This window comes from Corynebacterium sp. MSK150, from assembly GCF_030229215.1.
Classification (GTDB): Bacteria; Actinomycetota; Actinomycetes; order Mycobacteriales; family Mycobacteriaceae; genus Corynebacterium.
The window spans coordinates 1-13,848 of record NZ_JASPHM010000007.1; the positions used below are offsets into that span (position 1 = coordinate 1).

A 13,848-nucleotide genomic window follows, 5' to 3' on the forward strand; every position below is an offset into this window, starting at 1 on the left:
AGTGAAATAGTCCTAATATCAGCACGCCAGACCGGCTAGCCGTACAACCTCACCAACACATCGTGTCGTTTAGGCCGGTTTTGACTCCACCGAATGAATGTCCAGAAATCTGCCCCTCCGTTGAGAGTGGAAAATCACACTTGCACTGGTCTCAGCTATTTTGCTGATGCACCCATGTCATTCAACACTTCACCGGGTAATTCACAGTTGACAATCGGATTTCTACAGCTAACGAGGAATAGATCCGCAATCTATCCGTAGTACGCGGCCCTAAATCGCCCTATGAGAGCGACAAGAGTGTCGTCAAAATCGCCTTTTTACGCACCATAGCGGCGTCCCACATGCACATCCACTCCGCCAAAGAGGCTGTAGCAGTTGACGATGATTTCTGGTGCGTCCACGGGAAGGTCATTCGGGTGGATGGCGCCGTGCTCGACCTTGAGGTCATGCCCGCCAAAAAGACCAAAGCCACCAACGCGGACGCGGAAGCCCTCTGGGATGTAGACATCGGCACCACCGAAAACTCCTACCGCATTGATGGTGGTCGTACGGTTACGAAGGGCTACGCCGGTCAGGTCGATGTCAACACCGCCGAAAGCTCCAATAGCTGTCAGGGTACGGGCTACTGCCCCGCCATTGACCGTGGAGCCACCGAAGATGCCCAGTGCTAGGGATTGCGGCTGCCCCACCGAAGGCTGAATCTGCTTCATCGCCTGCTCAACTTTGGCTATGGCATTGGATTCTTGGTGGCCAGAGTAGACCTTGGTGACCTGGCTGTGGGCACCAAAGAGGATTGTTTCCGGGCTTTCAACAAGGTCAGCAAGGGGCTCGATAAGCTCGCCTCGGGTGGTGGCGCCCTCACAATCGGCCGAACGCTTTTCGAATTCAGTGAGGTCAATCTGACCTGCCGACAGTGCATCTCCCAAGATGTCGGCGGCCTTCATACGCTCTTGGTGGTTACAACGGATATCCAGCGGTTTCATGCCTTAATTATATCCGCTATAGCCACCATTCGCGCGGCTTATTCCTCGCTTCGAAAGGACTTGGAAGCGTCGATCTCCGGACGGAAATCAGCTTCACGCTCGCCCACACCTGTCAGCTCGGCAATGGCGGCGACGGCGCGCTGCGCGCCCTTGCCATCGCCATAAGGGTTAACGGCGTTGGCCATGGCTTGGAAAGCGGCGTCGTCGGAAAGCAAAAGCTTAGCCTCGGCCACGATGAGCTCACGGTTGGTACCCACCAGCTTCACTGTGCCGGCGACAACGGCCTCGGGGCGCTCCGTGTTTTGGCGCATAACCAGAACCGGCTTGCCCAGCGCGGGAGCCTCTTCCTGGACTCCGCCGGAATCAGTAAGGATGATGGTCGCGCGGTTTTGCAGCTGGGTGAACTGGTCATACGGCAGAGGATCGGTGATGATGATATTCGGCAGGTGCTCAACCTCAGGGAGAACCGCCTTACGCACCTTGGGATTAAGGTGCAGCGGCAGAGCGAAGTTAATCTCTGGGTAGGCCTCAGCCAGATCCTTGACTGCGCCGCCAATCTCCTTCATAGCTTCCAGGTTTTCGCGACGGTGGGTGGTCACAACGACGAGGCGCTTGTCGGAATCTGCGGCCTCCTGCAGAGCGGGATCCTCGAACTTGGTGCCCCAGGATGCTGCTTCCAATAGGGCATCGATAACAGTGTTGCCGGTGACCACAATGTCCTTGGAGCGCACGTTCTCGCGACGCAGGTTTTCCATCGATCCAGCGGTAGGAGCCAAGTGCAGCTCGGCTACCTGGCCGATGAGCTTACGGTTAGCCTCTTCAGGGAACGGCGAGTGGATATCGCCGGTACGCAGGCCCGCCTCCAGGTGCACAATCTTTACGCCGCGGTGGAAGCCAGCGAGTGCTGCGGCCATGGCGGTAGAAGTATCGCCCTGAGAGATAATGACATCCGGCTGTTCTTCTTCAATAATGGAATCCAGACCCGCAATCGCGCGGGAAACAATCTCATTGAGTCCCTGGCCCGGCTTCATCAGGCCCAGATCGTGCTTCGGGGTGATGCCGAACATGGAATTGACCTGCTCCAGCATTTCCTTGTGCTGACCAGTGGACACCGGGATGGATTCAAAGCGCTCATCATTATCCAGCGCCTTAATCACAGGGGCGACCTTAATGGCCTCCGGGCGGGTGCCGTAGATGGTCATTACCTTGGGCTTAGTCATTACTCATTTCCTTTTGGTTGATGGGGATACTTCTTTATTGAACCATGTGCGGAAGCGTTGTACCCCCGCGCAGAATGTTGGAATCGCTAGCCGCTGACACTCACGCCGCCGTCTGGGGTGATAGTCACCGTGGCAGCCATGGCGCGGGCTAGGTCGAGGCGCTGCCAGGAGCCGCCTTCTGCCTGCCAGTCCAGCGGGTTGCCGGCCGGGCGCGCAGTCTGGCGTAGCACCTCGGCGCGTTGGTCCCAGCTGAGCTCTGGATGGGATGCGGCTAGCAGCACTGGGGCGGCCTGTGGGACGACCATCGGGGCGTAGGTGCGGTAGCGCGGGGCGAAGTCATAGTCCATGAACTTCGAATATTCGGCGACCGCATCCTGGGTGGAGCGGTAGTCAGTACCCTCTTCCCTATCCTGGGCCACCAATTCTTCCACCGTCTTGCCGGTGCGCCACTTAATTTCCTTGCGCACTTCCATCGAGGCTTCCCATAGGGCATGGCGCATGCGCTTGTCATTCAAACGGTCGGCTGCGGCGGCTTGGCCAGTCATGCGGCCGCCGATGACATCCAGCGGGTAATGCACGCCTAGGACTACGCGGTGGTTGCCGGCCTCCGCGCCGCGCAGCATGAGCTGTGGGCCTACCTCCGGCAACATGAAGGACATCAGCGTAGTAATCCACGTTGCCTGATTGGTATGGCCCGAAGGGAAAGCTGGCGAGGTGGGATAGAGATCCTTGGAGCCATCGTCGTAGCGCTTGACCGCCTGCGGCGCGCGCTGGTACGGGCGCTGATAGTTGAAGTAGTACTTCTCTGACATCGTGGAACTGGCCAGTCCGCCTGCGCGTGCGGCGTAGCCATTGCCTAGCAGGTATTCGGTTTTGGGCAGTCGGTGCTCGGCCAAGGCGGCGCGGAAGGCATCGCCTAGGTTCTTGCCCATGGAATCAGAGACGGCGTTGAGCACGCTGGTGGAGCTGGCTTTGGCGTCGGCCTGCGCGCGCTGGATCAGAGCGGGGTCGCCGGCTGCGGCGTTGTTGATGGCCACGGCCTTGTCCATATTTTCCTGGCGGATTTCTGGCTGGGCCTTTATGTGGTCAAAGAGCTGGACTACCTGCCAGTAGTTGCCAAATTGATAAGACGAAACATCGGATTCAAAGCCCGCGATATAGTCCGTGCTAAACGGCTCTGGAACCGGGGCGCCGGGGTGCTGGACTGGGGTTGCACCGGTGGTGTGCTGGGTGACGGGATCGCGCAGCTGGGGCACGGATACGGGGAAGGCTGCAGCCGTCGGTGCGAGGGTTACTATCAGACCAGTGGCTGCGCATAGGGCGAGCACACGCACTGCGGGGCGAAGATTATTCCGATAGTTCAACGTAGAAACCTTTAACTAGCATCAAATTCCCACGAATAATATCTAGCTAAAGTTAAGGGGAAGTGAACATGACGCTAAACCCGCATGCACAATTGTGGATTGGTGGGTAGACCATTGCGGTCATCACTCAGCACTCTTCAGGCCAATTGGGGCCTTGGTGCGCCGCGGCCGCCTCCGGATGGTGGCCGGAGGATTCCGCAGAAATGCTCGCGGTAAAAAGCGCGGCCAGCGCTACTGCTGAGGCCGCCGCCGAATCCCTGCGCTTGTTATTTTCCACACACTTAAACTAGCGCGTATTCCGCGCCATGAAAAGAGCTAGTCCAATGCGGGGTTAGCGCTACCCCTCACTCGTGGCTGGCGGCGCGCGGCTAGGCTTCGCGGTAGGCTGGTGGGGAACTTTTACTCGCACAGGAATAAGGGGACACGCTAGATAATGATCCAATTCGTCTTCGGCGCCGCAGCAGGATACGTTTTTGGCACTAAGGCTGGCCGCAAGCGCTACCACCAGATCAAGGGCGCCTACGAAAAGGCCGTCAACTCCCCCGTGACTAAGTCCGCTGTCACCTCGGCACGCAAGGCGGTGGCTAATCGCCTGGACCCAGAACCGCGCATGCGCGAGGTTCGCGATTTGTCCTCCAAGCGCAAGGGCAAGGGCCGGCTGCGCGGATCGCAGGTGGATAATGCGGACCGCATTTATGAGCCTGATGAGGACTAGGGCGGCAGCAAGCTAGCCTTTAGGCCTCTCCCCTCCCCTCAGCGCGTACCTCGTTTGGGTTCGTGTCGAGGGGAGATTTTTATGCCTGGGGAGGCGTGCCGCGGAAGGCGCGGTCATTGAGCTCGCGGCGGGCCTGCTCGAGGGCAACGAGGTCGGCGAAGAGCGAGTTATAGCTGGCCTCATCATCAGAGGGGCGCATGCGGCCGAGGCGAGCTTTGAGCTGGGCGATCTGATCGCCCACCACGGTTTCTTGCAGGCGGGAAAGGACGGAGTCGGCGTATTTTTCGGGGCCGACGTCGGTAGGCAGGATTGCTTCTACGGCGAGCTCGGAGACGAAATTGCGGCCGGTGAGATCCTGCATCTCGCCGGCAACGGCGGCAATCCATTCCACGGCGGGCATGGACGCGCCTTGGGCGGCGCCGCCGGCGGTAGAAATTGCCTGGCGGACGAGGCGGTAGGCGTCGTTAGTATAGGCGTCGGCAGTAATGCCATCGAAGTACGAGCCGGCTACCTGCGGCATCTGCAAGGCCAATTTGAGGGCCTCGCGCTGTGGCCACAGGTGGGTTTCCTTGGGGCTCGGCGGATGGATCATCGGCACGTCCTGCTGCGCCGGCTGCTGCTTCGCGTTATCGAAGCGGCGGATGGTGGGTTTTTCAGCCTTTTTGGGCTTGCGCGCCTCCGCGCGGACCTGCTGGAGGACCTCCTCCGGATTGGCCCAACCCACCCAACCGGCCAGGCGGCGGGCGTACTCGCGCTGGAGAGGCTGATCGCGGATCTGCGCCACCACGGGGACTGCGCGGCGCAGGGCCTGCAGGCGGCCCTCCGCGGTATCGATGCGGTACTCCGCGATGACGGATTGGATGACGAACTCGAACATGGGGATGCGGTCCGCGATGAGCTCGCGCACGGCGGCATCGCCCTTCTGTAGGCGCAGATCGCACGGGTCCATGCCGTCTGGCGCCACGGAGACGAATGACTGGCCGGTGAATTTCTGCTCGCCATCAAAAGCGCGCATGGCGGCCTTCTGCCCTGCCTCATCACCGTCGAAGGTATAGATGAGCTCGCCGTTGAAGTAGGAATCATCCAGCATCAGCCGGCGCAGCACCTGGAGGTGCTCGCCGCCAAAGGCGGTGCCACACGATGCCACTGCGGTCTTGACGCCTGCGGCGTACATGGCCATGACGTCCGTATAGCCCTCTACCACCACGGCCTGGTGATTATCGGCGATATTGCGCTTGGCCAGATCGAGTCCGAAGAGCACCTTGGACTTGTGATAGAGCATGGTGTCCGGGGTGTTCATGTATTTGCCGAGCTTGTCGTCATCGAAAAGCTTGCGGGCGCCAAAGCCAATGACGTTGCCGGAAAGGTCCTTGATGGGCCACAGCAGGCGGCGGTGGAAGCGGTCAATGGGACCGCGCTTGCCCATCTTGGAAATACCGGCCGCCTCCAGCTCCTCGAAGGAAAAGCCTAGGCGAAGCAGGTGCTTGGTGGCGGTATCCCACCCCTCCGGCGCATAGCCGCACTCGAAGTCATAGATGACCTCGCGGGAAAAGCCGCGATCCAGCAGAAAATCGCGTGCGGTGGCCGCCTGCGGGGTCTCCAATTGCTGACGGTAGAACTCGTGCGCGGCCTTATTCGCGGCGATGAGGCGCTGGCGCGTGCCGGGCTTCTCATTGCGCGCGCCCGTGGAACCGCCCTGGTAGTTGATGTGATAGCCAATCTTCTGCGCTACCGCTTCCACTGCCTCGGGGAAGGAGACCTGCTCCATTTCCATCAGGAAGCTAAAGACATCGCCGCCCTTACCGGTGGAAAAGCAGTGATAGTAACCGCGCTGCGGGCGCACGTGGAAGGACGGGGTCTTTTCATCCTTGAAGGGGCTCAGCCCCTTGAGCGAATCGTGTCCGGCGGGCTTGAGCTGAACGTACTCGCCCACGATCTCTTCTAAAGGCGCGCGTTCACGGATAGCTTGGATGTCGCTGTCCGGAATTCTGCCTTTTGCCATGCGTACAGACTACCCCGCGCGCGGCGGGAATGTTCAAATGGCTTGGCCAGGATGGTGTGGTGTCTGTGGGTTCACGGTTTGGGCGGAAATTACCCTCTGATGGGGTGTATTCCGCATGCCTTTACCCACCCCCGTGACGGGGGAATTTTTGGCCTTGTTGGGAGCGCCGGCCGATTTCGGTATTTGTCGCTGCACCTGCAAGAATAAAGGTATGCCCAAGTCCCAAGCGTCTAAGAAATCGCTCCCAGTAGCCCTCGGTGGCCTTGCGCTTGCCGTCGTCGCAGGCTACTTCGGCTTCGACCTCGGCGGCGATGGTGATTCCTCTGCTTCTTCCGCCTCCTCTCCGTCCGAGTCCGCAGGAGGCGCTAAGGCTGGCGACGCCGATACCTGCGAGATGTCCTCCCTCCCCGCCGAGGCGAAGGACACCGCGGACGATATCTTGGCCGGTGGCCCCTATGACTACCCGGATAATGACAATGCCCGCTTTGGCAACTACGAGGGACGCCTGCCGCAGCAGGACAAGAATTACTACCGCGAATACACGGTAGAAACCCCGGGCAGTAAGAACCGCGGCGCCCGCCGCATTATCACCGGCGGCGGCAGCGAGACCGACCCGGACGTGTGGTACTACACCGATGACCACTATGAAAGCTTCTGTTCTATCCCGGACGCGGAGGAGTAATAATGCAACGCATCCTCATTACTGAACACATCCGCACCCGCGCGGACTTCTTCAACGCGCTTGGCCGCACTCGCGGCTGCGAGGACTGCGGCCCCCGCAACCTCGATGACCTGGCGGACTTCCTACGCGAGCAGCGCACCACCGTCATCATTGCCTCCGACATGGAAGTCGCGGACGCAGAGTTGGAAGGCGTTGCCACCGTTTTGGAGGATCAGGGCGTGAAGTTGGTGCGCTAGCGACTCGGGCCCTGGGGGCTCAGGCTGGGGCGTTAGGTCCATAGACATCAGGCCGAATTGAGGGTTGTGAGCTCTCAATTCGGCCTTTTCGCGCTCAGATCGGCCTGATGAGTTTCGACCTAACTCTAGCGGTGCTGGGTGGGCCAGGTTTAGCTGAGGAACCCAGACAGCTCCGCGCTCCGCCGAGCCAGGCGCTCCAGTCGCGATTCGGTCATGGAGGCAATTTGGTCGATGATGGCGCGGTCGCGGGCGGCGTCGGAATCGGCCTGCTCCCACCACAGGCGGAAGGTGGCATCGAGGGAGCCGGGGGCGCCGGCTACCAGGTAGTCGTAGACGCGGTAGATGCGCTCGCGCTGGCGGTCTTGGCGTGCGAGGTGGGCGGGCTCGTCCATGACGTAGAGGACGGCGATGGTTTTGAGCAGCTTGACCTCGGCTTCGGCTTGCTTGGGTACAACGAGGTCGCCGTGCATGCGGCCAAGGCTATTGGAGGCGATGAGTTCGGCATTGGCCTCGCTGGTGGCGCCAACGGTTGCGCCCACGTAGCGGCCGACGAGCTCCGAGGTCATCTTCTTCAGGTTGGCGTAGTCGCGCAAGGAATAGTCAAAGTCACCGATGGCGTTGATAACGCTTAAGTTGCGGAGGCTATCGGCCGCTTCCAGGAGCTCATCGGCGGTGCCGCCGAAGGCCTTGGCGCCCTTTTCTGCTAATTGGGCGAGCTCCACTAAGTCCCAGAGCACGTTCAATGAGATGCGCCGGGAGATGATGCCATCTTCCACGTCGTGCACGGAGTAGGCGATGTCATCGGACCAGTCCATGACCTGGGCCTCGATGCACTTGCGGTTATCGGTATGGCCCTCGCGCAGCCACTCCAGTAAGTGCGCGTCCTCATCGTAGGCGCCGTACTTGCGGTTGGTGCTGCCATCGGGATTGGTCTTGGTCCAAGGGTACTTGCAGGCGCCGTCGAGGGCGGCACGGGTGAGGTTGAGACCATAGCTTTGCGGCACGCCGCTGGCATCGTCCACGATGACCTTTGGTTCCAGGCGGGTGAGGATGCGCAGGGTTTGGGCGTTGCCTTCGAAGCCGTTGAGGGCGACCTCATTGAGCGCATTCTCGCCGTTGTGGCCATAGGGCGGGTGGCCGATGTCATGGGTAAGCCCGGCCATATCGCAAAGATCGGGATCGAGGCCGAGCCCGGAGCCAATGCTGCGCGCGATTTGGCCGACCTCCAGCGAGTGTGTCAGCCGGGTGCGCGGGGTATCGCCGTCGCGCGGGCCGACGACCTGCGTTTTATCCGCTAGCCGGCGCAGCGCCGCCGAGTGCAGCACGCGGGCTCGGTCGCGGGCGAAGAGCCCGCGGTGCTCCTCCACGGGGTGGAAGGCTGAGCCCTTCGGCTTTTCATCGGCCAGGCGGGCAAAGTCGGCGGCGGAATAAGAATAGGTCACGGCGCCAAGTTTATTCCGCGAACAGGCCTTTTGGGTGAGCAACGTGGCCTAAGCGCGGTCGTCTTCCTGCTGAATCGTCTCATGCCGCAGCTTCTGATTGGGGCGCAGCACTTGCTCCACGCGGTAGAACCCATTGCGCAGCGCCGCGGCGCCGCGCGGCGGTAACAGGCCGGCCACCAGCGCGTAGGCTACGCCACCGGTTTCGTGGGCAAGGTAGCGCCACCAGGGCTTAGAAAAGCGCGCGGCCGGGTAATACGGCGTACCGGAGACGGTGGCTGCGATGCCCTCTTGGCGGGCGATGAGTGCGGTGCGCAGGCGGTGGAGGGGATCGGTGATGATGGTGGCGTCGGAAAGCGCGAAGGCTTCCTTGACCGCGCTGAGGGAGCTGCGGGTATCCATCCCCTCCTCCACCGCGTGCACGGTCAGGTGCGGGAAGTGCTCGCGCAGGTAGGTGCGGCCGACGCCGGCCTCAGTAAACCTATCCCCGGGCAGCTTGCCGCCCACGGTGATGACCTCCAGCCCCTCGGTGGTGGCGAGCTCGCCGGCGTGGCGCAGGCGGCCGGTCAGGATGCGGGAGGGGCGGCCATCGTATTGGGCGGTTCCTAAAACAATTGCGTACTTCACTGCCCCACTACATTACCTGCCAGAGCACAAAGTTAAGCCGGTAAAGTGGTGGGCATGAATTTGAGTGCACGTTTGGGCCGCGCGGCCATTGCCGCTTTCATTTTAGGCTGCACCTCCGTCGGTGCGGGGTCTGCCTTCGCCGCCGAGACCACCACGGTGGCGCAGGGCACCGATACGGCAGCCCTAACGGAAAAGGTTACCGATGATGCGGGTGTATTAAGCACCCAAGAGAAGGCCGAGCTCAGGGAGAAGATTACCCAGCTGCAAAAGGACGAGCACTTGACGCTCTTTGTCTATATCACCGATGAGCTGGGCACGGATCCGGAGAGCTTTGCCGGCCAGGCGGTCAAGGACAAGGGGCCGAATTCCGCGGTCTATGCGCTATCCATCAATGACCGAAAGATGGGCGTGCAGACCGGCAAGGATTGGCCGCAGGGCCGGCTCGACCAGATGTATGACGCCGCCTATGACAAGCTGGCCAGCGACGAGTACGGTGCTTCGGCCCTCGCGCTTGCCGACGCCGCCCTGGGCAACTCCGCTTCAAATAGCTCCGCCTCCGATTCCTCTGGCCTAGCGTGGCTGGGCGGTGGCGCGGCCGCCATCGTCGCCGCCGGTGGCGGAATCATGTACTACTCGCGCCGCACTACCAAGAAGAATAATGCGCAGACCTTGGAGTCTGCCCGCGAGATTGCCCCGGACGATACTGATCAGTTAAACCGCCTGCCGCTGAAGACCTTGGACCAGCTGGCCCAGGAGGAGTTGGTCTCTACCGATGAGTCCATCCGCCGCGGCAAGGAGGAGCTCAATATCGCGCTTTCCGAGTTCGGCCCCGAGCGCGTGCGCCCCTTTACCAAGGCGATGAACCACTCCACTTCTACCCTGCAAAAGGCCTTCCACCTGCGCCAGCGCCTGGATGATGCCGTGCCGGAGTCCCCGGCCGAGCGCCGCCAGATGCTGGTAGAAATCGTCTCCTCCTGCGGCCAGGCCGATGACGCCCTCGACGCGCAGGCCGAGGAGTTTGCCAAGATGCGCGACTTGCTCATCCACTCCGATGAAAAGCTGGACGAGCTCACCCAGCGCACCGTGGGCCTGCGCGCCCGCCTGCCGGAGGCCGAGTCCACGCTGGCCGGCCTGAAGTCCAACTATGACGAGCACGTGCTCTCCTCCATTGCCGATAACCCCGAGCTTGCCGCCGCTTCGCTCGATGAGGCCGAGAAACTGCTCGACAAGGCCCGAGGGGTCCAGGCCCAGCCGGCCGGCCAGCAGGGTCCGCTGGTGGGACTTATTCGCGATATCGAGCACGCCTGCGAGATGACGGATCGCCTCATTTCCGGCGTGGAAAACGCCGAGGAGAATATCGCCACCGCCCGCGGCAATCTCGAGGCGCTTATTGCCGAGGTCGAGGGCGAGATCAACGAGGCCCGCGAGCTCGAGCGCCAAGGCAAGGCCCAGGGAACCACCGCGGATTGGGACAAACTCGAAGAGCTGCTCGGCCGCGCCGGCAGCGCCGTAGATGAGGCCAAGGCCCACGGCCAACAGGATCCGTTGGGCCAGCACACCGCGCTGACCTCCATCGATACCGAGCTAGATGAGGCGCTCGACCGCGTGCGCGAGAAGACCTCCACGCACGCGCGCCAGCTAGACCTCTTCCGCCAGCAGATTTCCGTGGCGGAATCCAATATCCAGGCCGCAGAAGACCTCATTTCCTCCCGCGGTCGCATCATCGGCTCGGGTGCGCGCACCGCGCTTGCCGACGCCAAACGTCTCCACGCCCAAGCCCTCCACACCGAGCGCAACGATATCCGCGCCGCGCTGCAGTCCTCCCGCGAGGCAGTGGCCGCGGCTCAGGCGGCGCTGCAGCGCGCCAAGGATGACATGGACGAACACCGTCGCCGCCAGCAGCGCCAACAGATGGGCAATGCCGCCAATAACATCGTCACCGGCGTGGTCATCGGCCAGATGCTCAGCGGCGGCCGCGGCTTCGGCGGAGGTTTCGGAGGCGGCGGCTTCGGCGGAGGAAGCTTTGGCGGCGGAGACTTCGGCGGTGGCGGCGGAGGCGGCTTCCGCGGCGGTTCCTTCTAGCACCCGCCGAATCGGCGCACCACCGGCCCGGCTCCCCTACTCCGCAGGTAACGGGCTAGGTGCGCAGGGTGCGCGGGGTGGCGTCGAGAAGCGCGCAGGCATAGCTCAAGAAGATGGCGTCGAGCTCCGGCAGCTCGCCCACGCTCACGCGCAGTCCGTCGCCGGCCGGTGCGGTGCTGGCAACCTCGGTGCCCGTGACGCGGGCCACGATGCGGCGCTCGCGGCGGAAGGGGTTGCGGCGCTCCAGCAGGTACTCGCGGCCCCCGCAGGTCGCGCGCAGGCGGGTGACGGTGATTCCGGCCTGGGTGACCGAGAAATCCTCGCCCGCGGCGGTCTGCGCGCGCAGGAAGAACCGCGGGGAGGAAGAATCCAGCGAGGATTCTACTGCGAGGCGCTCGCCGGCGGCGGTGGCAAGCACGCCGTCGCGCACTGAGGCAAGCTCGTGCCCCTCGGCGTTGGTGAGAGCGCCCGCGCGCCAAGTCCACTGGATAGGCATTAGAGGACGAATAGCGCGACGAGGGCGACGATGGACGCTAGGACCAAGGTGATGATCCAAACCCAGGCTTTGCCTTGGGTGGTGGCATCCAAGATGACGCGGGTAAACCAGCTCAGACCGGCGATTTCGGCGGTGGTCAGGCCCTCGGCATCGTGCTCGAATTCGAGGATGGACTTGCGCACGCCGGAATTGCGGGCGGTAAACTGACCTACCTTTTCGTCATCGACGTCATCGATGATCCAGTCGCCGCTGTTTTCGTTGACGAAGGTAAACGTCCGGCCGTTGAGCGATGCTTCCAAGCGCTTATCGCGGCCGAGGCGGCCGGCGAGGCGGTAAATGGAGCCGTCGGCAAGCGTGGCAGAAGCGCCAAGGTCACTGACCTCGGTGCGCCAGAAGTGGCCGTCCACCTCCGCGGAATGCTCCGAGAATACGCCCAACTGCTCCGGGCCATCTTCGGCCAAGAGCACGGGCTTTGCGCGGTCGGAGCGATCCCAGCTGGTGTAATGCATTACTAGCACCCAATCAGGCGGGCAGCGAGGTAAGCCTCGAGGTCATCGAGCTTCACGCGCTCCTGCTCCATGGTGTCGCGCTCGCGCACGGTCACGGCATCGTCCTCGAGGGTGTCGAAGTCAAAGGTGACGCAGAACGGGGTGCCGATCTCATCCTGGCGGCGGTAGCGGCGGCCGATGGCGCCGGAGACGTCAAAGTCCACGTTCCAGTGGGCGCGCAGCTTATCGGCCAGCTTGCGGGCCGGCTCGGAAAGCTCTTCCTTCTTGGACAGCGGCAGGACGGCCACCTTGATCGGTGCCAGGCGGCGGTCCAGGCGCAGGACCACGCGCTTATCGGTGCCGCCCTTGGCATTGGGAGCCTCTTCCTCGTCGTAGGCATCCACCAGGAAGGCCATCATGGAACGGCCCAGGCCGGCGGCCGGCTCGATAACGTACGGGATCCAGCGCTCCTCGTTGGCCTGGTCATAGTAGGACAGATCCTCGCCCGAGCCCTTGGCGTGAACGGACAGGTCATAGTCCGTGCGGTTGGCCACGCCTTCCAGCTCGCCCCACTTGGAGCCCTTGAAACCAAAGGCGTACTCCACGTCCACGGTGCGCTTGGAGTAGTGGGAGAGCTTTTCCTTCGGGTGCTCGTACAGGCGCAGGTTTTCTTCCTTGATGCCCAGGTCCACGTACCAGTTGTAGCGGTCATCAATCCAGTACTGGTGCCACTCTTCGTCCTCGCCCGGCTTGACGAAGAACTCCATTTCCATCTGCTCGAACTCGCGGGTGCGGAAGATGAAGTTGCCCGGGGTAATTTCGTTACGGAAGGACTTACCAATGTTCGCGATGCCAAACGGCGGCTTCATGCGCGAAGAGGTCATCACGTTCTTGAAGTTGACGAAGATGCCCTGTGCGGTCTCCGGGCGCAGGTAGTGCAGGCCCTGCTCGTCGTCTACCGGGCCCAGGAAGGTCTTGAGCAGGCCGGAGAAGGCCTTCGGCTCGGTCCAGTCGCCCGGCTGGCCGGTCTCTGGATCATTGATGTCTGCCAGGCCGTTTTCCGGCTCGTGGCCGTGCTTTTCTTCGTAGGCCTCAATCAGGTCGTCGGCGCGGTAGCGCTTGCCGGTGTGGCGAGATTCCACCAGCGGGTCAGAGAAAACCTCGACGTGGCCGGACGATACCCAGACCTGGCGCGGCTGGATGACGGAGGTGTCCACGCCCACGACGTCTGCGCGGGACTGCACCATGTGGCGCCACCACTGGCGCTTGATGTTTTCCTTGAGCTCTACACCAAGAGGGCCGTAATCCCACGCGGAGCGGGAACCGCCGTAAATTTCACCTGCCTGGTAGACCAAGCCGCGGCGCTTACACAGGTTTACAACGGTATCGATGACGGATGCCATTAGTTTTCGGACTCCTCTGGTAGGGGACAGTCTTGACGATCTCGTTCAGTCTAACGCGAAGCACTTCCCAGCGGTGGGATTGGGGCGTGAATTTAATCTGAAATAAATACA

The 13,848-nt window shown here is 62.1% G+C and carries 14 protein-coding genes; 4 read left to right on the top strand and 10 right to left on the bottom strand.

Going from position 1 to position 13,848, the window contains the following annotated elements; all coding sequences use genetic code 11:
• Positions 1 to 317: 317 nt before the first annotated feature.
• From QP941_RS05630 to QP941_RS05645, 4 genes are all read right to left on the bottom strand, one after another.
• Positions 318 to 983, bottom strand: coding sequence for a DUF1707 SHOCT-like domain-containing protein (locus QP941_RS05630; protein ID WP_284868305.1), 666 nt, complete (start codon positions 981 to 983; stop codon positions 318 to 320).
• A gap of 38 nt (positions 984 to 1,021) precedes the next feature.
• Positions 1,022 to 2,203, bottom strand: a complete 1,182-nt coding sequence (gene wecB, locus QP941_RS05635; protein WP_284868306.1) for a non-hydrolyzing UDP-N-acetylglucosamine 2-epimerase — start codon at positions 2,201 to 2,203, stop codon at positions 1,022 to 1,024.
• Between the two features lie 86 nt (positions 2,204 to 2,289).
• Positions 2,290 to 3,531 (bottom strand): acid phosphatase, encoded by a 1,242-nt coding sequence (locus QP941_RS05640; protein ID WP_502869197.1) that lies wholly within the window; start codon positions 3,529 to 3,531, stop codon positions 2,290 to 2,292.
• Positions 3,532 to 3,694: 163 nt separating this feature from the next.
• Complete coding sequence (locus tag QP941_RS05645; protein WP_284868308.1) at positions 3,695 to 3,844, bottom strand: hypothetical protein; 150 nt, start codon at positions 3,842 to 3,844, stop codon at positions 3,695 to 3,697.
• A 156-nt stretch (positions 3,845 to 4,000) separates the two neighbouring features.
• Between QP941_RS05645 and QP941_RS05650 the strand changes: the two genes are divergently transcribed.
• Complete coding sequence (locus QP941_RS05650) at positions 4,001 to 4,282, top strand: hypothetical protein (protein WP_005324241.1); 282 nt, start codon at positions 4,001 to 4,003, stop codon at positions 4,280 to 4,282.
• Positions 4,283 to 4,361: 79 nt separating this feature from the next.
• Here QP941_RS05650 and dnaG read toward each other — a convergent pair whose 3' ends face one another.
• Positions 4,362 to 6,284 (bottom strand): DNA primase, encoded by a 1,923-nt coding sequence (gene dnaG, locus QP941_RS05655; RefSeq protein WP_284868309.1) that lies wholly within the window; start codon positions 6,282 to 6,284, stop codon positions 4,362 to 4,364.
• A gap of 211 nt (positions 6,285 to 6,495) precedes the next feature.
• On the opposite strand from dnaG, the gene QP941_RS05660 reads away from it, so the two are divergent.
• Together QP941_RS05660 and QP941_RS05665 are read left to right on the top strand one after the other, a co-directional pair.
• The gene (locus QP941_RS05660; protein ID WP_239278712.1) at positions 6,496 to 6,966 is read left to right on the top strand and encodes a guanyl-specific ribonuclease; all 471 of its coding nucleotides are present in this window, start codon (positions 6,496 to 6,498) and stop codon (positions 6,964 to 6,966) included.
• A 2-nt stretch (positions 6,967 to 6,968) separates the two neighbouring features.
• A complete protein-coding gene (locus tag QP941_RS05665; protein ID WP_284868311.1) occupies positions 6,969 to 7,202 on the top strand; it encodes a barstar family protein in 234 nt (77 codons plus the stop codon).
• Positions 7,203 to 7,351: 149 nt separating this feature from the next.
• Here the strand turns inward: QP941_RS05665 and QP941_RS05670 are convergent, their stop codons facing one another.
• Positions 7,352 to 8,644, bottom strand: a complete 1,293-nt coding sequence (locus tag QP941_RS05670; protein ID WP_284868312.1) for a deoxyguanosinetriphosphate triphosphohydrolase — start codon at positions 8,642 to 8,644, stop codon at positions 7,352 to 7,354.
• Between the two features lie 48 nt (positions 8,645 to 8,692).
• Complete coding sequence (locus QP941_RS05675; protein WP_284868313.1) at positions 8,693 to 9,268, bottom strand: YdcF family protein; 576 nt, start codon at positions 9,266 to 9,268, stop codon at positions 8,693 to 8,695.
• Positions 9,269 to 9,322: 54 nt separating this feature from the next.
• On the opposite strand from QP941_RS05675, the gene QP941_RS05680 reads away from it, so the two are divergent.
• A complete protein-coding gene (locus QP941_RS05680) occupies positions 9,323 to 11,350 on the top strand; it encodes a TPM domain-containing protein (RefSeq protein WP_284868314.1) in 2,028 nt (675 codons plus the stop codon).
• A gap of 55 nt (positions 11,351 to 11,405) precedes the next feature.
• On the opposite strand, the gene QP941_RS05685 is transcribed toward QP941_RS05680, so the two are convergent.
• From QP941_RS05685 to QP941_RS05695, 3 genes are read right to left on the bottom strand one after another with little or no spacing between them, the layout of a single operon-like run.
• Positions 11,406 to 11,846, bottom strand: a complete 441-nt coding sequence (locus QP941_RS05685) for a hypothetical protein (protein WP_284868315.1) — start codon at positions 11,844 to 11,846, stop codon at positions 11,406 to 11,408.
• Positions 11,846 to 12,355: a hypothetical protein gene (locus QP941_RS05690; RefSeq protein WP_284868316.1), complete on the bottom strand. Its 510-nt coding sequence runs from the start codon at positions 12,353 to 12,355 to the stop codon at positions 11,846 to 11,848. The genes QP941_RS05685 and QP941_RS05690 overlap by 1 nt, the downstream gene beginning before the upstream one ends.
• Before the next feature lie 2 nt (positions 12,356 to 12,357).
• A complete protein-coding gene (locus QP941_RS05695; RefSeq protein WP_239278674.1) occupies positions 12,358 to 13,737 on the bottom strand; it encodes a glycine--tRNA ligase in 1,380 nt (459 codons plus the stop codon).
• Positions 13,738 to 13,848: the final 111 nt, after the last annotated feature.